Annotated in this window: 16 protein-coding genes; 5 read left to right on the forward strand and 11 right to left on the reverse strand. The window is 65.3% G+C overall.

Annotated features, from left to right (window positions below):
- Positions 1-29: 29 nt before the first annotated feature.
- The 4 genes from bioD to ACAty_RS12345 are packed head-to-tail and all read right to left on the reverse strand — an operon-like array spanning position 30 to position 3,512.
- Complete coding sequence (bioD, locus tag ACAty_RS12330; RefSeq protein WP_004873247.1) at positions 30-701, reverse strand: dethiobiotin synthase; 672 nt, start codon at positions 699-701, stop codon at positions 30-32.
- 8 nt (positions 702-709) lie between these two features.
- Positions 710-1,594: a malonyl-ACP O-methyltransferase BioC gene (gene bioC / locus ACAty_RS12335; RefSeq protein WP_004873246.1), complete on the reverse strand. Its 885-nt coding sequence runs from the start codon at positions 1,592-1,594 to the stop codon at positions 710-712.
- Positions 1,591-2,343, reverse strand: a complete 753-nt coding sequence (locus ACAty_RS12340; RefSeq protein ID WP_014003517.1) for an alpha/beta fold hydrolase — start codon at positions 2,341-2,343, stop codon at positions 1,591-1,593. The genes bioC and ACAty_RS12340 overlap by 4 nt, the downstream gene beginning before the upstream one ends.
- Complete coding sequence (locus ACAty_RS12345) at positions 2,340-3,512, reverse strand: aminotransferase class I/II-fold pyridoxal phosphate-dependent enzyme (RefSeq protein WP_004869073.1); 1,173 nt, start codon at positions 3,510-3,512, stop codon at positions 2,340-2,342. Before ACAty_RS12345 ends, ACAty_RS12340 begins: the two co-directional genes overlap by 4 nt.
- An 86-nt stretch (positions 3,513-3,598) precedes the next feature.
- Between ACAty_RS12345 and ACAty_RS12350 the strand changes: the two genes are divergently transcribed.
- The 5 genes from ACAty_RS12350 (at position 3,599) to ACAty_RS12370 (ending at position 9,732) form a co-directional block, all read left to right on the forward strand.
- The gene (locus ACAty_RS12350; protein WP_004869074.1) at positions 3,599-4,330 is read left to right on the forward strand and encodes a ComF family protein; all 732 of its coding nucleotides are present in this window, start codon (positions 3,599-3,601) and stop codon (positions 4,328-4,330) included.
- Positions 4,320-4,826 (forward strand): tRNA (uridine(34)/cytosine(34)/5-carboxymethylaminomethyluridine(34)-2'-O)-methyltransferase TrmL, encoded by a 507-nt coding sequence (trmL, locus tag ACAty_RS12355; protein WP_004869075.1) that lies wholly within the window; start codon positions 4,320-4,322, stop codon positions 4,824-4,826. Before ACAty_RS12350 ends, trmL begins: the two co-directional genes overlap by 11 nt.
- Before the next feature lie 103 nt (positions 4,827-4,929).
- Positions 4,930-6,327, forward strand: coding sequence for an MFS transporter (locus ACAty_RS12360; protein WP_004869076.1), 1,398 nt, complete (start codon positions 4,930-4,932; stop codon positions 6,325-6,327).
- 121 nt (positions 6,328-6,448) lie between these two features.
- Positions 6,449-8,563 carry a 5-histidylcysteine sulfoxide synthase gene (gene ovoA / locus ACAty_RS12365; protein WP_004869078.1) on the forward strand — a complete coding sequence of 705 codons (2,115 nt, stop codon included), beginning with the start codon at positions 6,449-6,451 and terminating at the stop codon, positions 8,561-8,563.
- Positions 8,560-9,732 (forward strand): pyridoxal phosphate-dependent aminotransferase, encoded by a 1,173-nt coding sequence (locus ACAty_RS12370; protein WP_004869079.1) that lies wholly within the window; start codon positions 8,560-8,562, stop codon positions 9,730-9,732. Before ovoA ends, ACAty_RS12370 begins: the two co-directional genes overlap by 4 nt.
- Here the strand turns inward: ACAty_RS12370 and ACAty_RS12375 are convergent.
- From ACAty_RS12375 to ACAty_RS12405, 7 genes are read right to left on the reverse strand one after another with little or no spacing between them, the layout of a single operon-like run.
- Positions 9,647-11,005 (reverse strand): 3-deoxy-D-manno-octulosonic acid transferase, encoded by a 1,359-nt coding sequence (locus ACAty_RS12375; RefSeq protein WP_082179283.1) that lies wholly within the window; start codon positions 11,003-11,005, stop codon positions 9,647-9,649. The genes ACAty_RS12370 and ACAty_RS12375 overlap by 86 nt on opposite strands.
- Positions 11,002-11,688: a tyrosine-protein phosphatase gene (locus tag ACAty_RS12380; protein WP_004869083.1), complete on the reverse strand. Its 687-nt coding sequence runs from the start codon at positions 11,686-11,688 to the stop codon at positions 11,002-11,004. The genes ACAty_RS12375 and ACAty_RS12380 overlap by 4 nt, the downstream gene beginning before the upstream one ends.
- A 4-nt stretch (positions 11,689-11,692) precedes the next feature.
- Positions 11,693-12,712, reverse strand: a complete 1,020-nt coding sequence (gene waaC, locus ACAty_RS12385; RefSeq protein ID WP_004869085.1) for a lipopolysaccharide heptosyltransferase I — start codon at positions 12,710-12,712, stop codon at positions 11,693-11,695.
- On the reverse strand, positions 12,709-13,476 hold the full coding sequence (locus ACAty_RS12390) for a glycosyltransferase family 2 protein (RefSeq protein ID WP_004869086.1): 768 nt from the start codon (positions 13,474-13,476) through the stop codon (positions 12,709-12,711). Before ACAty_RS12390 ends, waaC begins: the two co-directional genes overlap by 4 nt.
- Positions 13,473-14,444, reverse strand: a complete 972-nt coding sequence (locus ACAty_RS12395) for a glycosyltransferase family 2 protein (RefSeq protein WP_004869088.1) — start codon at positions 14,442-14,444, stop codon at positions 13,473-13,475. Before ACAty_RS12395 ends, ACAty_RS12390 begins: the two co-directional genes overlap by 4 nt.
- Positions 14,441-15,640: an O-antigen ligase family protein gene (locus ACAty_RS12400; RefSeq protein ID WP_004869090.1), complete on the reverse strand. Its 1,200-nt coding sequence runs from the start codon at positions 15,638-15,640 to the stop codon at positions 14,441-14,443. Before ACAty_RS12400 ends, ACAty_RS12395 begins: the two co-directional genes overlap by 4 nt.
- Positions 15,618-16,727, reverse strand: a complete 1,110-nt coding sequence (locus tag ACAty_RS12405) for a glycosyltransferase family 9 protein (RefSeq protein WP_004869091.1) — start codon at positions 16,725-16,727, stop codon at positions 15,618-15,620. The genes ACAty_RS12400 and ACAty_RS12405 overlap by 23 nt, the downstream gene beginning before the upstream one ends.
- Between the last annotated feature and the right edge of the window lies 1 nt (position 16,728).

The raw sequence follows: 16,728 nt of genomic DNA on the forward strand, positions 1-16,728 counted from the left end.
CAACATGCCATTTTCTTCTCGGACTGAGTCTAGCAGTTGTCTTCGTTCAGGGGAAGATGCAAATGCAGCGCAAGGGTCTGCGGATCGGGCTGTTCGACATGGGGTAGGAGGCCGAGAAGCGGGCCACGCAGACCGGCACGCAGGCCTTCCAGCGTGCCCGCCGCCGGCGCCCCCGGGACGGGCTGTGTGCCGATCCAGCCAGCGTAGGGCAAGGCATTGGCGAGGATAGCCTCCTCCGTCAAGCGGGCGTGATTGATGGCCCCAAGACGCAAGGCCACCACCAGGATCAGCGGCAGACCCAGCTCCGCCGCCCAGTCACGGTAGTCCCAATCGGACCCCAGAGGCACCAGCAAGCCTCCGGCGCCCTCCACCAGGACCCGGTCGACGCGCGCGGCTGCCTGCCGGACGAAGTCCGTCAAGCGCTGGCGGTGGATGACCTGGCCGTGCAATCGTGCCGCCCAATGGGGGGCGATGGGCTCCGGAAAGGCGTAACAATTGCACTCCGCTACCGTCAGCGGCGGATGACTGTAGCGGCGCAGCCACTCGACATCGGTAAAGTGGCCATCGTCCTCGCGCCCGGATACCACGGGCTTGAGGGCTGCGACCGTCCGACCGCGCCGGGCCAAGGCCGCCGCCAGGGTGGCCGTGGCCACGGTCTTTCCGACGCCCGTGTCGGTGCCGGTAATGAAGTAGCCCTGCATGGAGTGCCTCAGCCTGCGGCCTTGCCGCGCGGATGAAAGCGCAGCGGCGCGCGGGCAGGAGTTTCACCACGGACATCCCGCGGCTCCGGCGCCCAGGCATGGGCGTAGATCACTTCGTAGTGGGCGGGCAGGCGACCGTGGGTGCGCCAGCGCTCGTAGGCGGCGCTCAAGGCCCGCCAGCGCCGCGGCGTCCACAGGCCACGCGCTCGCCCGCTCAGGGCGTTTCCGGCCCCGATGCCGCGCAACTCGCGCAGGAGATGGGCAAGCTCGCCATATTCCAGGGAAAAATGATCCACGTCCAGGATCGGGTCCACGAAACCCCGCTGCTGCAGGCTATCGCCCACGTCGTGCATGTCCAGGAAGGGGTGGACGTGGGGCTGGGCATCGACCGCCGCGAAACTTTGGCGCAGTTCCGTGAGGGTATCGGGGCCCAGGGTGGTGAAAAGGAGCAGACCGCCGGGCCGCAGCACCCGGGCGATTTCCGCGAGGGTCTGATCCAGGGCGCTCCACTGCAGACAGAGATTGGCGTAGACGAGGTCGATACTGGCGGAACGCAGGGGCAAGGCTTCGGCGTCTCCCTGACAGAAGCTCTGGCGTTGGCGCCAACCCTTGCGCCTGCGCGCCTCCAGCAGCATGGGGTGAGCGATGTCCACGGCGACTACCCGCGCCTTGGGAAAGCGTCGATTGAGACGCCGGCTCTGCAGACCGGTACCGGCCCCGAGATCCAGTATCCACTCCGGGGTACAACGCAAAAAATCGAGACGTTCCAGGAGATTCTGGCCGACGCGATCCTGGAGTACGGCCGTACTCTCATAGGCTGCAGCAGCGCGGCCAAAGTGACGACGCAGGGCGGCCTTGTCCACCAGGGGAGCTTGCCGGTCCGATTCGCTCACGTCAGAGCCTCCAGCAGACAGCGACCACAGGTCGCCGGGTCCGAAAGAAAAGGGGCGTGGCCGGCTTCGGCCAACAGGCGGTACTCTGCCCCCAGCGCCGCGGACAGGTGCGCGCCTGCCGCCGGGGGCACGATACGATCCCGTCCACCTTGCAGGATCGTCACGGGATAATCCAGTGGTCGCAAGCTTGGACGTAGGTCCTGGGTCGCCAACAGATTCAGTCCATCCTCCAGGCAGCCGTGGTCGGGGGCTGGCCACTGCCGGGTATCCGGCAGCCGTACCCGCGCCCCAGGGTCGCCCAAGACCTGCAGCGCCACGAAGCGTTGCCGCGTGGCGTGGGCGTCGCTACGCAGGCGCGTGGCAAACTCCGCCAGGATAGCCTCGGGTAGGGCGCAGGACCAGTCCGGCCGCTGCACGAAGCAGGGTGAGGTAGCCACCAGGTGCAGGCTGGCCAGCGCGAGCGGCTGTCGCAGGGCGAGGCCCAGCGCCAGTAGGCCGCCCAGGGACCACCCCAGCAGGTGGGGACGGGGCCAGGCGGCAAGGATCTCAGCCAGATCGTCCAGACTACGATCCCAGTGGAGCCCAGCGGCGCAAGGCGAAGCGCCGTGACCCGGAAGATCCAGGCAGATGCAGGTGAAATGTTCGACCAAGTGCGCAAGCCAAGGCCGGAAGATCCGACCCTCCATGCCCCAGCCGTGCATCAGGATCAGGGGCGGCCCATCACCGACGCTGCTGCGCGCCCAGGTCACGACACTGCCAGAGCGGACTGTAGCGCCAGCGCCAGGGCGTCGACTTCCGCCGTGCCATGCCCCGCCGAGAGGGTGATTCGCAGGCGCGCACTGTGCGCCGGCACCGTCGGCGGACGCACCGCCGGGCAGTAGAATCCGGCCTCCCGCAACCTCGCGGACATGGCCAGAGCCCGCCCATTGTCGCGGAGCAACAGGGCTTGGATGGGACTTTCGCTGGGCAGCCACGGACCCTGGGGCAGGGCCTCGCGCAGACGTCGCCGCAGCGCGTGCAGATGGCGGCGCTCGGCCTCGGCCCCACGCAAAAGCGTCAGGGCTGCCAGACTCGCCGCCGCCAGGGCCGGCGGCAACGCCGTATGGTAGATGAAGCTGCGCGCCCGCTGGCGCAGCACGTCCACCAGCCACTGTGGTCCGGCGACAAAGGCGCCATAGACACCGAAGGCCTTACCCAGGGTACCCATGCGCAGCAGCGGCCCCGGCTGTTCGATGGCGAAATGCGCCAGGCTTCCCCGCCCCCCCTCGCCCAGGACCCCAAAGGCATGAGCCTCGTCCAGGATCAGTACCGCGTCGTATTGGCGCGCAAGGTCCAGGAGCTCTGGCAGGGGCGCAATATCGCCATCCATGCTGAAAACACCGTCGCTGAGGATCCAGGCACGTCCGCCGCCCCCCTGACGCAGGCGTCTGGCCAGATCTTCGGGGTCGCCGTGGCGATAGCGCTGCAGGCTCGCCCCCGATAGCCGCGCCGCATCCACCAGGGAAGCGTGATTGAGACGATCGGCGTAAAGACGATCCTTCCGCCCCACGAGGGCCTGTACGAGGCCTAGATTGGCCAGGTAACCGCTGCCGAAGAGCAGCACGGCCTCTTCCCCGAGCCAGGCCGCCAAGGCTTTGGCCAAGGCGGCGTGGACGGGGCGCTCGCCTCCCAACAGCGGTGCGGCACCCGCCCCTACACCGCTGTGGCCGAGTTCAGCCACAGCGGCGCGGCGCAGCTCCGGATGTCCCGACAGGGCCAGATAGTCGTTGCTGGCGAAGGAAAGCAGCTCGCGTCCTTCGGCATCGCGAAAGCGCAAACCCTCGCCGCCGACCCGATCGAGGCTCTCGAGGCTGCGGCTGAGGCCCTGGACGCGCCACTGCTGCTGCTCCGCCCGCCACTTGTGCGCCAAACTGTCCATCCCCGTCCTTATAGGGAGGGGAACGCTACCTTGTCAACGTGCGCCGCCATCGCCACAATCCAAACATCCTTCAGCCGAGGCTCGGTATGGATATGGCAAGAGTCGGTGCAGCATCTCGGGAGCAGGTTCGCCGCCTGTGGCACGGTAGCGCTGCGCGCCTGCTGAACTGGCTGCTGCCAGAGCGCTGCCGTTCCTGCGATGCCCCCGGGGTCCCTTTGTGCCCAGCCTGCCTCGGTGACTGGCCGCGTCTGCCCGACGAGCGTTGCGCCTATTGTGCCTTGCCCACCGCGGCCAATGGCGATTGCCCGGTCTGTGCGCTGGAGGCACCGCCTTACGACTACTGTTTTACTCCCTTTGTCTACGCGGCACCCCTGGATGCCGCCATCAGCGCGTGGAAATTTGGCGATCGGTTGGACTGGACGCGCCCCTTGGCCAGGGCCTGGATGACGGCCATGGGCTCCCAGCCACCAGCACGGCCCGATTGTCTGATCCCGGTGCCGCTGCACGCGGCACGCCTGCGTGAGCGTGGGTTCAACCAGAGCGAACTGCTGGCCAGGCACTGGGGTCGAGCCTACGGGATCCCCGTGCGTGGACTGGTGCGGCGCGTGCGCAATACGCCGCACCAGGTGGGCATGAGCAGGGCGGCCCGCCGCGAAAATCTGCGCTCTGCCTTCCGTCTGCGCGGCATTCCGCCCGCCCACGTCGCCATCGTCGACGATGTCCTGACCACGGGCAGTACCCTACGAGAGATCGCCCACGTGCTGCGTTCGGCGGGGGTAGAACGTATCGATGCCTGGATCCTCGCCCGTGCCATCTGAAGCCTATGTTGCCGAGGGCAGCACATCCTGGCTGGATGTGGTGCTCTTCGAGCCGGAGATCCCGCCGAACACCGGCAATGTCATCCGCCTATGTGCCAACACCGGGGTCGTTCTGCACCTCATCGAGCCCCTGGGCTTTGCCTGGGACGATGCACGTCTGCGTCGCGCCGGTCTGGACTACTGGGAGTTCGCCCGCGTGCGCCGCCACGAGCAGTGGCAGGACTGCCGCAAGGCCCTGGGCGAGCGACGCGTCCTGGCCTTCACCACCAAGGCAGAACCCGGCAGTTTTGCCCGGGCTCGCTTTGCACCGGGTGATGTGCTCCTCTTTGGGCCAGAGACGCGGGGCTTGCCGGCGGACCTCCTGAACCAGTTCCCCGCGGAGCAAAAACTGCGGCTGCCCATGCGTCCGGGCAGCCGCAGCATGAACCTCAGCAACAGCGTCGCCGTGGCCGTTTTCGAGGCCTGGAGGCAACAGGACTTCGTCGGCGGGTGCTGAATTTTGTCATAAAATTGTCATAAAAAGTTCATAAAAGTGTCACATTGCTCTGCTAGCATGTGGATGCAGCAATCCAAACCACCGCAAAGCAAGGAGTTACTTCATGGCATCCGCATCCAGCAGTGTGCGTGAGAGCACCGTTGCCGACGCCCTCAATACGGCAGCCTTCAGTCCGTTTCATTTGAAGGCCATGTGGGCGGCCTCCATGGGCTTTTTCACCTCGGCCTACGATCTCTTCATCATCGGTACCGCCCTCGTCCTCATCAAGGCCGAATGGCATCTGAACGCCTCCGAGGTGGGCCTCATCGGCTCCATTTCCCTCATCGCCACCTTCGTCGGCGCCTACTTCTTCGGCATCCTCGCCGACAAACTCGGGCGCAAGAAAGTGTACGGCCTCGAGGCCATCCTCATGACCATCGGCGCCCTGCTCTCCGCCGTCGCCCCCAACGTCACCGTCCTCCTCATCGCCCGCGTCATCTTGGGCCTCGGCATCGGCGGCGACTACCCCATGTCCGCCGTCCTCATGTCCGAGTACGCCAACGCCAAATCCCGCGGGCGCATGGTCTCCCTGGTCTTCTCGGCACAAGCCATCGGCCTCGTCATGGGCCCCGTCGTCGCCCTCACCCTCCTCGCCGCCGGCATGAACCACGATACCGCCTGGCGCCTGATGCTCGGCCTCGGCGCTCTGCCCGCCATGGCCGTCATCTACATCCGCCGTACCCTCCCCGAGTCCCCGCGCTGGCTCGCCCGCGTCAAGGGCGATAGCGCCACCGCCGAGCGCCAGCTGGCTTCCTTCAGCCTCGGCACCGCCGTCGCCAACAAAAACGACAAGATCGTCAAGCAGCCCCTGTCCAAGTACTGGCTGACCCTCCTCGGCACCGCCGGCTCCTGGTTCATGTTCGACTACGCCTACTACGGCAATACCATCTCCACCCCCATGGTCATGCACCACCTGGCGCCCCACGCCGACGTGATCCAGAGTACGGCCTTGAGCCTCATCGTCTTTGCCGTGGCCGCCGTGCCCGGCTACTTCCTGGCCGCCTTCACCATCGACCGCGTCGGCCACAAGACCCTGCAGATGCTGGGCTTCTTCATGATGGGCCTGATGTTCCTGCTCATCGGCGCCTTCCCCATCCTCACCCAGTCCATCGCCGTCTTCCTGGTCCTCTACGGTTTGTCCTACTTCTTCGCCGAGTATGGCCCCAACACCACCACCTTCGTGCTGGCCGGTGAGGTCTTCCCCGTCAACCTGCGTACCACCGGCCACGGTCTGTCCGCCGGTACCGCCAAGGTCGGCGCCTTCCTCGGTGCCCTGGTCTTCCCCATCCTTCTGGCCAAGTTCGGCCTCCACGGCACCCTCATGATCACCTTCTTCTTCGCCCTCGCTGGCCTCCTCCTCACCGCCTTCTGCCTCAAGGAGCCCTCCGGCCGTACCCTCGAGGATATCAGCGGCGAGGACAACGTGGTGCCCGGACCCGGCAATCGACCCGTCCACGCCTGAATCGCTCGCTCCTGAGCAGCGTGTCACCCCGCCTCGCGCGGGGTTTTTGTCGTCCACCGGGCTGTCCGACCGGACGGTATCCTGTGATATACTGTGGCGGAACCGAGAGGAGGATATTTTCATGTCTGAGTCTGTGGCCGCGCTGCGCCTGGATGGCAACGATGCCGAGCAGAAACGTGAGGAGATCCGGCGGCTTTTTCACAGCAGTTTTTCCCGTTACGAACGCCTTTTTCAACACCTCGCCGACGATCGTGCCTGGTTCGAAAAAGCCATTAGTCTGCGCCACCCACTGATCTTCTATTTCGGCCACACGGCGACCTTCTTTACCAACAAGTTTCTGGTGGCCGGCCTCATCGACGAGCACCTCGACCCAGACCTGGAGTCCATCTTCGCCGTGGGTGTCGATGAGATGTCTTGGGACGATCTGGACGAGTCCCACTACGATTGGCCCTCGGTGGAGGCCGTGAAAGCCTACCGCGCTCGGGTACGGGACATGGTGGATGGGGTCATCGACCGCCTGCCCCTGTCCTTGCCCATCACCTGGGACTCCCCCTGGTGGGCCGTGCTCATGGGGATCGAACACGAACATATCCATCTGGAGACCAGCTCCGTTCTCATGCGCCAACTGCCCCTGGAGCGGGTACGGGCCGTGGCCGAATTTGCCCCAGAGCCGGTCTCGGCACCACGGGCGGCCCCGCGCAATGGCCTCATCCCGGTCGCCGGGGGTGTGGTGGAACTGGGCAAGGACCGCGCCAGTCCCCTCTACGGCTGGGACAACGAATACGGCAGTCATCGGCAGGAACTCGTCGATTTTGCCGCCGCTCGCTACCTGGTCAGCAATGGCGAGTTTCTGGAATTCGTGGAGGCTGGCGGTTATGGTGAAGCCCGCTGGTGGAGCAGTGAAGGCGACGCCTGGCGCCGCTTTGCCGCCGCCCGTCATCCCACCTTCTGGCGGCGCGACGGCAATACCTGGCAGCTGCGCCTCATCGCTGAAGTGCGCGAGATGCCTTGGGACTGGCCCGTGGAGGTGAATTACCACGAGGCTGCCGCCTTCTGTGCCTGGAAATCGGCGCAGACCGGAGAAAAGCTGCGCTTGCCGTCGGAAGACGAGTGGCGTCGCCTGCGCGACCTGAGCGGACTACCCGATGCCGACGCCTGGCACGAGGCGCCGGGACAGATCGCCCTGGCCCGCGGCTGCTCACCATGCCCCGTGGATCGTTACCGGCACGGCGAGTTTTACGACGTCGTGGGCAATGTCTGGCAATGGACGGAAACCCCCATCTATCCCTTCCCGGGCTTCGAGGTCCACCCCTACTACGATGACTTTACGGTGCCCACCTTCGATCAGCGCCACAATCTCATCAAAGGGGGCTCCTTCATCAGTTGCGGCAACGAGACTCAGCGCGAAGCACGCTACGCCTTTCGTCGCCACTTCTTCCAGCATGCGGGCTTCCGCTACGTGCGTTCCGCCAATCCTCTGCCGGAAGTGCCCGTCTATGAAAGCGATACTCTGGTGGCGCAGTACTGCGACTTCCATTATGGTCCGACGCACTTTGGCGTCGCCAATTATCCGGCGGCCATGGCTGAGCTCGCTCTGGAGGCCTTGGGCGATGGTCCCCACCGCCGAGCTCTCGATATCGGTTGCGCCGTCGGGCGCAGCAGTCTGGAACTGGCGCGGGTCTTCTCCGAGGTGGTGGGGATCGACTTCTCGGCCCGTTTCATCCAGGTGGGAGTCCAACTGCAAAACCGCGGACGCTATCCCTACGCCGTCACCGAGGAGGGCGAACTCCAGAGTTACCACTGGGCGGATCTGGCGGAGCTGGGCCTGCAGGAATGCAGCGAACGTGTCCAATTCTTTCAAGGCGATGCCAGTAATCTGAAACCCCGCTTCCGGGATTTCGATCTCGTCCTGGCGGCCAACCTCATCGACCGTCTGCGCGAACCCCGACGCTTCCTGGAGGACATGGCTGGCCGCATCCGTCCCGGGGGCCTACTGGTGATCAGCTCACCGTACACTTGGCTTGAGGAGTTCACGCCCAAGGAACACTGGCTGGGCGGCTTCAAAAAGGATGGCGAGAGTTTCAGCACGCTGCAGGGTCTACACGCCATCCTGGATGCGCATTTTCGGCTGCGGCCCGGCTTTCCCCGCGATCTTCCCTTCGTCATCCGTGAGACCGCGCGCAAGTTCCAGCATAGCATTGCCGAAGTCACGGTCTGGGAGCGTCTGCCGGGATGAGCGTGGACGCGCTGGACGATTTCGATCGCATCTGGGATCGCCACGGGACGGGCTCGCTGAAGTGGGATGGGGCCAAAGCGCGCTTTGGAGCCGAGGTCTTGCCCATGTGGGTTGCGGACATGGACCTGCCCACGGCACCGGTGGTGCTCGAGGCCCTGCGCCGCCGTTTGCAGCACCCCATCCTCGGTTATCCTTGGCTGGATCACGAGTATCGCATGGCAGCCTGCCAGTGGATGGCGCAACGGCATGGTTGGGGGCCGGAAGTCGGACACACTCAGGTGGCCAGCGGCGTGGTGCCGGCGCTGTTCGCCGCCGTGCGCGCCCTGACTGCGCCCGGCGACACCGTCCTGACCCTGACCCCCGTCTATCCGCCCTTCTTGCAGGCCGTGCGCAGCAATGGTCGGGCGCTGCGGACCCTCACACTGGAGTGTGACGCCGAAGGCGTCTATCGCATCCCTTGGGAGCAACTCGACGATGCCCTGGCGGGAACGCGGCTGCTCCTGCTCTGTTCGCCCCACAATCCCGTCGGACGGGTATGGACCAGCGAGGAGTTGTCGCGTTTGGTGGCGCTCTGCCGCGGTCACGGCGTACGCGTAGTCAGCGACGAGATTCACGCCGACCTCAGCGAGCTGCCGCATACCCCCCTGTCCGCGCTCATGCCCGAAGCCGTGCTCCTCAGCGCCCCGGGCAAGGCCTTCAACATGGCGGGACTTGGCGGTGCCGTCATCGCTTGCGGTGACGCCGAAGCATACCGTCTCCTGCGCGAGGAGCTAGAGCGTTCCCAGTGCCAACACGCCACCACACCCGGGCTGGTAGCGGGCATTGCCGCGTGGCGCGACGGGGCCCAGTGGCTGGACCGGGTACGCGCCTACCTGCGGGGCAATGCCCTCGCCCTTGCCCAGCGCATCGCTCGGGACATGCCGGCCTTGGCCTTCCGGCCACCGGAATTTGGTTACCTAGCCTGGCTCGACCTGCGGCGCTGTGGCCAGGACGATCAACGCATCGACGCGGTGCTGCGTGAGGTGGGCCTTGGGCTCAATGCCGGCGCCGATTTTGGTCCCGGTGGTGCAGGCTTCCGACGTCTCAATTTTGGCTGTCCGCGCCCGCTTCTGGAGGCCGGTCTCGACCGTCTGCAGCGGGCATTGGCCCACCTGTCGCCGCCGGCCTGATGGCGGCCGGCACCGGCAAGACCTGCTCCCGCGCCAGCCATTCCAGGGTTGTAGCCAGCGCCCCACGCTGGCTGCGCAGCCAGCTCGCGGCTCGCTCCCCAGCCTCTGCCCGCAATTGCGGCTCGCGCAGCAAAGCAGCGATCTGGGTGCGTAGGTCCTGCGCCCCCGCAACCGGAAAGGCCGCCCGTGCCGCCACCAGAGCCTCGGCCACGGCGGCAAAATTGTCCATGTGCGGACCAAAGATCGGCGCTCGACCCAGGATCGCTGCCTCGATGGGATTGTGTCCACCTACCGCCACGAAACTGCCGCCGATGGTGACGACATCGGCTGCGGCGTAAAAATCCAGAACCTCACCCAGGGTGTCGATGAGAAAAATGGCCCGCTCCCCGACCTGTGGTGTCTCGGCGCGGGAACGGCGCCGACAGGGGCAGCCGGCAGCACGGATCTCGGCACATACGGCGTCGCCGCGTTCGGGGTGGCGGGGTATGAGGACGAGCAGCAGGTCCGGAAAGTCCGCCCATAGCTCCTTGAGTACGCCGAGGGCAAGGGCCTCCTCGCCAACGTGGGTGGAGGCGAATACCCACAGGGGACGACCGCCCAGTTGGAGGTGCCACGCCTGCCCTGCGGCCCGAGCCGCCTGTGGGTCCGGAAGGTCGGTTTTGATCTGCCCCAGGACCGCTACCCGCTCCGCCCCGAGCCTGGCGAAGGCGGCGGCGTCCCGGTCGGTCTGGGCCGCGATCGGCAGGTCGCGCAACAACGGCGCAAAAAGGCCGCGGAAGCGCCCATAACCCCGTTGCGAGGATGCCGACAGACGGGCGTTCAGCAGGGCCATGGGAATCTGCCGACGGCGGGCGACACGGTAGAGGTTGGGCCAGATTTCCGTCTCCAGGAAAATTCCGGCACAGGGGTCCTGGCGCCTGAGGAATCGTCCCACGGCTCCGGGAAGATCGTAGGGGAGGTAGAAATTGGTGACTTCCCTTCCCAGGTGGCGACGGATGGTGGCAGCACCCGTGGGCGTGGTGCTGGTGACCACCAGAGGCTGCTCCGGATATCGCTCCCGCAGGGCGCGCAGGAGGGGTAGCGCGGCCATGCTCTCGCCCACACTCACGGCGTGTACCCAGATGGGTCGCCGCCCAGATCTGCGGGGGATCCAACCGAAACGCTCGCGCCAGCGATCCCGATAGGCAGGCCGGCGCCAGAGCTTCCAGAGGGTATACAGCCACACCAGGGGCGTCAGCAAAATGGTGAGCAGCCAGTAGAGCCGGGCCATCATTCGCGCCGCAGCAGGCGATCCGTGAGCCAGTCCAGGCGATACCAGGGGCGAAAACTCGCCAGGATGGCCTCTCGGTCGTAATCCTCGGCAATCCAGCGGCGCAGATCAAAGTGCGCATCCTGCAGCGCCTGCCGCCGGGCGACCGTAAAGAACCAGTCGAGGATACCGGTATTGGCGTGGCGGATGTGTCCATAGGGCCATATACGCAGCTGAGCGCTGGCCTCTTCCAGACTTTGGCCCAGTTGCAGATGGGAGTAGAGCACACTCATGAAACCGGCTCGGTCGGCACCGGACTTGCAGTGCATGAGGAAGGGACGGGGCAGTCGCTCCAGGGTCTCGATGGCCTCCAGGAACTGCTCCCGCCGCGGTAGATCCCGGGAACCGATGCCGTGGAGGAGTACGTGCTCCATCCCCAGGGCATCGCAAACCTCCTGCTCCAACTGGAATTGCGGTTCGTGGGCGGCCGGCGCACGCAGGTTGAGAACGGCACGCAGACCGTAACGCCGATGCCAGCGGCGCAACTGGTACGGCGCGGGCTGAGCGGAACGGTAGGCGCCCATGCCCACCTCGTGGAAGTTGACATAGAGGAGTTCACGGAAGACGCCGTGATCGTTCCAGAACTGGTGCCTGCGATATTGCTGCCGTTCCTTGGCTGAAAGCAGGATGGGCGGCGGAGGCGGCATGGGATCAGTCCTCGAGAAGCGGCGTCAGCGCCGCCAACACGCTTTCCGGTGCGATGGCGCTCATGCAGGCTGCGTAGGGAGCGGGCAACGCGCATCGCAGGCGACTGCAGGACGGAGCACAGGATCGCGGGCTGTGCAAAACCAACTGCCGTGGCGCATACGGACTCTGCTCGTCGGCCGTTGGCCCGTAGAGGGTAACGCCGCGCAGGTCCACCGCCGAGGCCAGGTAGGAAAAGCCCGTATCCACCCCCACAAAGGCCCGTCCCAGGGGGAGCAGTGCCAGGATGTCCGCCACCGCCAGAGCGGGCAGCAGCCGGACATTGGCACACCGATGGGACAAGGCCGTAACGCGATCCCGCTCGGCGACATTGCCCGCCGGCATCAAAAGATTGAGGCCCCGCGATGCCAAGGACCCGGCCAAGGCTGCCCAGTGTTCCTGGGGCCAGAGCTTATTGGCCCGTGCCGAACCGTGGAAGCCCCAGACGAAGGGTCGGCAGGCCTCCACCAAGGCGCGTTCGCGGCTTGCTGGCGGCACCCGCAAGCGGGCCTCGGGTCGCCCTTGCGGCTTGGCATACCCAAGCAGATCCGCAAAGAGATACCGGTTGCGCTCCGTGGCCGGGAGATCCCAGGATACCGTGGCGGTGCGATGGTACGCTCGGCAAGCCAGAGGCTCACGGGCACTGTGGCGGTCGAGGCCAAAAACGGGTACGCCAGGCAGGCGGGCGAGCAATGCGCTTTTCACGAGACCTTGGCTGTCCAGCACGCCCGCGTACCCTTGCCTGCGCAGTTCCCTGCGTAATGCCTGGATGGCCTGCGGTGCTCGCCACCAGTGTCTTTTCAGGTCGCGCAGGGAAAAGGGCCAGACCCGGCGCACAAAAGGATGCAGAGCGGCAATGGGGGCATAGGCAGGTTCCAGCAGCCAGTGCAGTTCCCAGTCCGGATGCGCAAGGGAGAGATCCGTCACCGCCGGCAGGGTGTGCAGGACATCCCCCAAAGAACTGGTCTTCACGAGCAGCAGCTTCATGGCTGCTCCCGCTGCATCTCGTAGGCGATGGCATATTTCATGAAGGATCCCAGAGCCGTGGTCCAGGCGATGGCGGCGCCATCGACACCGTCCAGAAAGCCCAGGCGCAGCACATAGCTGCGCAGAAAGGCGGCGACGGCGTGGTTCATGGCCATCCGGGAGCCGATGGGGCGACCGCGCCGATACAATTGCTCGGCATTGAGGCGCCCATACCGCGCCAATTTGGTCAGCATGTCGGCATAGGAAGCAAAGGTGTAGTGATCCAAGTGCAGACCCGGCAAGCGTTGCCCAGGCGCGGCACACCGCCAGGACTCGTGAACGAGGTCGCCGGCGTCGTAGTGACCACGACGCCGATCCAGCAGGCGCAGCACCCAGTCCTCACCCCAGTCACCGTGGCGGATGGCCCGTCTGCCGATGTAACTGCGTCGGCGCAGGGCATAGGCAGCAGCGTCCAAAGGACGCTCGAGGAGCGCGCGAATGCGTGCGCCGCCCTCAGGACGTAGCACCTCGTCGCCATCGATGACGAGGACCCAATCGGTTTTTGCCTGCTCGACGGCGTATTGCCGCTGTGCCCCAAAGCCAGGCCAGGGGCGCTGGTAGATCCGCGCACCGGCTGCCTCGGCCAGGGTCAGGGTGTCGTCACGGGAGCCCGAGTCGACGACGACGATGTCCTCCACCAGATCGACGACACTGGCCAGGGAAGCGCGAAAATACGCGCCGGCATCCTTGGTGATATATACCGCCGAGAGTTTTACCTTGTTCATGCAGCCAACCTCGGGCACTTGTCCGGAAGACCGAGATGCGTCGGCCGACCGCGCAGGTGCCAGGCCAGGAGCCGCCCGTACACGCGAAACCGCTGTCGCGCCGAGTGCAGGGTACCGAGACTCGCCAACATGAGGATACCTTGAGCCAGCCAGTCTACGGCGGTGCGCAGGGGCAACCAGAGTCCCAGGAAGACCCAGGCCCCAAAACCCTCCACCTTGCGCGCGTAGGTGAGGCGAGAACGATGGAACTCGATCCGCGCTGCCGCCTCGAAGCGCTTGGCCGTCGCGCCCAGGTGATGACGCACCGACGCCCCGGGGCAGAACCATACCTGCCAGCCGCGTCGCCAGGCACGTTCACACCATTCGGTCTCTTCCAAATAGAAAAAAAAGTCCTCATCCAGGGGCCCGATAGCCTCCAGAGCACTGCGGCGCAGGGCCATGGCGGCACCGATGACGCTGGCAACGCTGCGATCCTCCCGCACCTGTGCCAAGCGCCCACCAAAATGCCCTGGTGCCAGACGCTTCAGCAGGGATCTCGGCAGAATCTCCCGCCACCACCGCGGCCAGGGAGCAGCGACGTTCTGGGGCTTGCCCGCGGCATCGACGAGGCGCGGCGCGATCACCGCCGCCTGGGGATGGGCGGTAAAACAGGCAGAGAGAGCCGACAGGGCTCCGGGAAGGAGTTCGGCATCGTTGTTCAGGATCAGGACGTGGCGCTCCCGAACCCGACGCAGGCCCTGATTCACGGCACGCGCAAAACCGGCATTGCACGGGTTACCCAGCCAGACCACACCCGGGAACTCCTCACGCACCAGTGCACGCGAGGCATCCCGACTACCATTGTCCACTACGACGCACGATGCCGCCGCAACACCCTGCGCCAGGCAGGATCGCAGAGCGGCCCCGAGCACGCCGGCACCGTTGTAATTGACCACGATGACGCCAAAATCGCCGCCTGCCGCCGTCATCTCGGTGCCGCCGACCAGGATCGATGCAGGGGTAATCCGGCAAATATGGCAATGCCAAGGGCATCGGCATAACCCCAAATCAGCGTGTTATAGAGTCCGCCGATCCAAAAAATACCGAGATAGGTCAGTACAAACCAGCCCTGTGGATTGGACCGCCCTCGCCAGGCCTCCCCACTCAGGCGCAGCAGGAACCACAGCAGCAGCAGAAGACCAGGCAGTCCCAGAACCGCAGCCTCGCTCAGGTAACTGTTGGCCGCAGAGTCGTTGCGCGTTCCCGGGGTAGCCGTGACTTCCCGCGCGCGCTGCAGCGCTTCCATGGCCGGCGCAAAATCGCCCGTTCCCACACCGAACAGCGGATGCTGCCAGAACATCTCGGCCCCGGCCCACATCGTGGCGAGGTGAATGCCCCAGCTGGTATCGGTGCTGGCTGGGTGCGCGGCGAACTGCTGCAGATTCTGATAACCAAGTTCCAGACGCGCCTGAATGAAGGGCGACAGCGTCATGAGCGCCAGCACCGCGGCAATACCACCCATGGCCCAGTAGCGCCAGGCACCGCGGTAAAGCAAAAAGACGGCCACGGGGGTGAGGAGGATGAAGAGCAACTGACCACTGCGCCCCGGCGACAGCGCCAGCTCTCCGGCAAAGATGAGCAACAGCGGCAGATTGACGATGCGAGGAAGATTCCAGACCGCCTTGATATCCCACAAAAGCCAGAGAATGGCGTGGGTGAGCGCCATGGACCACCAGATGTGGTCGGACAAACCCACAAAAGGCATGCTCGGATCGTAGTGCCAGTGCAGAATGTGCTCGGTGATGAGGATGGCCAATAGGGCATTGACCGTCATACCGGCCAAAAAGAGGCGCAGGAATATCCGAAGATCGCGTTCTTCCCAGGCCAGGCTTGCGCCCATGAAGGCATAGATACCGTAAGCCGCCGTCGTTGCCACCTTGAAGCCGTCGTGCAGGTCCGAGGTCCACAGCAGCCCGGCGAAAGTCCACAGCATCATCAGCAGCAATGGCAGCCACCAGGGACGCTCACGCACTCGCCGCCAGTGACGCCAGCCGCCACTGAAAAGGTAGAACAGCAGGAAAAGCCCCGCCGCTATCCCGGCGCCCGCCGTGCTGAGCGGAAAAAAGAATACCGGAAGCCCGTAGAGCCAGATCAGCGAACGCTCAAGAGTGGTTTTTGGTGGCACGATGGTTCTGCTCCCATAGCTGACAGAGCTCTGTAAACACCTCGGAAGACGACGCCCCGACCAGGATGCGCACGTGCTTATGGTGATGGTAATGCTCGGGATTGGCAAAATTGAAATAGACGAGCGTCGGCCGTCCCAGGGCGACGGCCATATGGTAAGGACCGGAGTCGCTGGAGAGCACCAGATCGGCGCGCTGCAAGACTCCCGTGAGTTCCGTCAGCGTCGTTTTACCGGCAAGGTCTTGGATGTGCTCCGTGCTCCCGGACTGCGCCGCAAAAAGGCGGACGAAATCGGCATTGATGGGCGCTTCCTCGGCGGCGCCCAACAAGAGTAGCAGGTGCGGCTGCCGTTGGTGGAATTCCCCGAGTGCCGTCGCCAAGATCTCCAGCGCCGGTCTTTTCTGTGCCGCCCCGGCAGTGCCACAACCGATATTGAGGGCGATCACGCTGCCCGCCCGCGGGTTGTCGCGGTTCCATTGGATCCTCCAGGCGCGGCCCGCCGGCGTTTCCTGCAGGACGATACCCTGCCCGCGGCGCGCCAGGCCAATGGCCGCCAGAGCCGCGAAATCCCGTTCCGTATAGTCCATGGGCCAGGCAAGGGAACGCTCGCGAGCGTAGCGGCGTAGAGACGGGCCAGCGTAGTCGTAGAGCCAGCCGCGGCCCGGTACTTCCGCAACTCCTACCGCCGGTGCACCACAGTGCCTTCGCCACCAGCGGGCAACGATGCTGGTCTCAATACCGTGGGGCTCATGATCGATGATGAGATCCGGCCGTATCTTCAACGATAACGCATGCAGTTGGCGGAAGATCTGCCGCCAGGCACGGGGACCCACGCCACGCAAGGATCCCCAGCGCCCCTCCCGCAGGGGTATGAAGTGTGCGCTACTGAGCAGGTGGTGCGCGGCGATGAGTTCCTCGCTGGGGTAGCCAGGCCAGCGGTTGAGAAAAAGTAGGTGCAGCTCGGCCTCTGGCCAGCGCTCCTTGAGCACGGCCCAGGCAGCGGAACTGCGCAGGATATCACCGATTCCGGCACTGTGCGCCTTTATGAGCAGGATGTGCTGCGGCCGTTGCGGAAGGGGGCGTGCCACC

It is taken from the genome of Acidithiobacillus caldus ATCC 51756, assembly GCF_000175575.2.
GTDB lineage: Bacteria > Pseudomonadota > Gammaproteobacteria > Acidithiobacillales > Acidithiobacillaceae > Acidithiobacillus_A > Acidithiobacillus_A caldus.

Coding starts and splice junctions, on each gene's coding strand:
- ACAty_RS12350 (WP_004869074.1), top strand. CDS start 3,599: ATGGATATGGCAAGAGTCGGTGCAGCATCTCGGGAGCAGGTTCGCCGC.
- waaC (WP_004869085.1), bottom strand. CDS start 12,712: ATGAAGCTGCTGCTCGTGAAGACCAGTTCTTTGGGGGATGTCCTGCAC.
- ACAty_RS12390 (WP_004869086.1), bottom strand. CDS start 13,476: ATGAACAAGGTAAAACTCTCGGCGGTATATATCACCAAGGATGCCGGC.
- ovoA (WP_004869078.1), top strand. CDS start 6,449: ATGTCTGAGTCTGTGGCCGCGCTGCGCCTGGATGGCAACGATGCCGAG.
- ACAty_RS12370 (WP_004869079.1), top strand. CDS start 8,560: ATGAGCGTGGACGCGCTGGACGATTTCGATCGCATCTGGGATCGCCAC.
- ACAty_RS12375 (WP_082179283.1), bottom strand. CDS start 11,005: ATGATGGCCCGGCTCTACTGGCTGCTCACCATTTTGCTGACGCCCCTG.
- ACAty_RS12395 (WP_004869088.1), bottom strand. CDS start 14,444: ATGACGGCGGCAGGCGGCGATTTTGGCGTCATCGTGGTCAATTACAAC.
- ACAty_RS12345 (WP_004869073.1), bottom strand. CDS start 3,512: ATGGACAGTTTGGCGCACAAGTGGCGGGCGGAGCAGCAGCAGTGGCGC.
- bioD (WP_004873247.1), bottom strand. CDS start 701: ATGCAGGGCTACTTCATTACCGGCACCGACACGGGCGTCGGAAAGACC.
- ACAty_RS12360 (WP_004869076.1), top strand. CDS start 4,930: ATGGCATCCGCATCCAGCAGTGTGCGTGAGAGCACCGTTGCCGACGCC.
- ACAty_RS12380 (WP_004869083.1), bottom strand. CDS start 11,688: ATGCCGCCTCCGCCGCCCATCCTGCTTTCAGCCAAGGAACGGCAGCAA.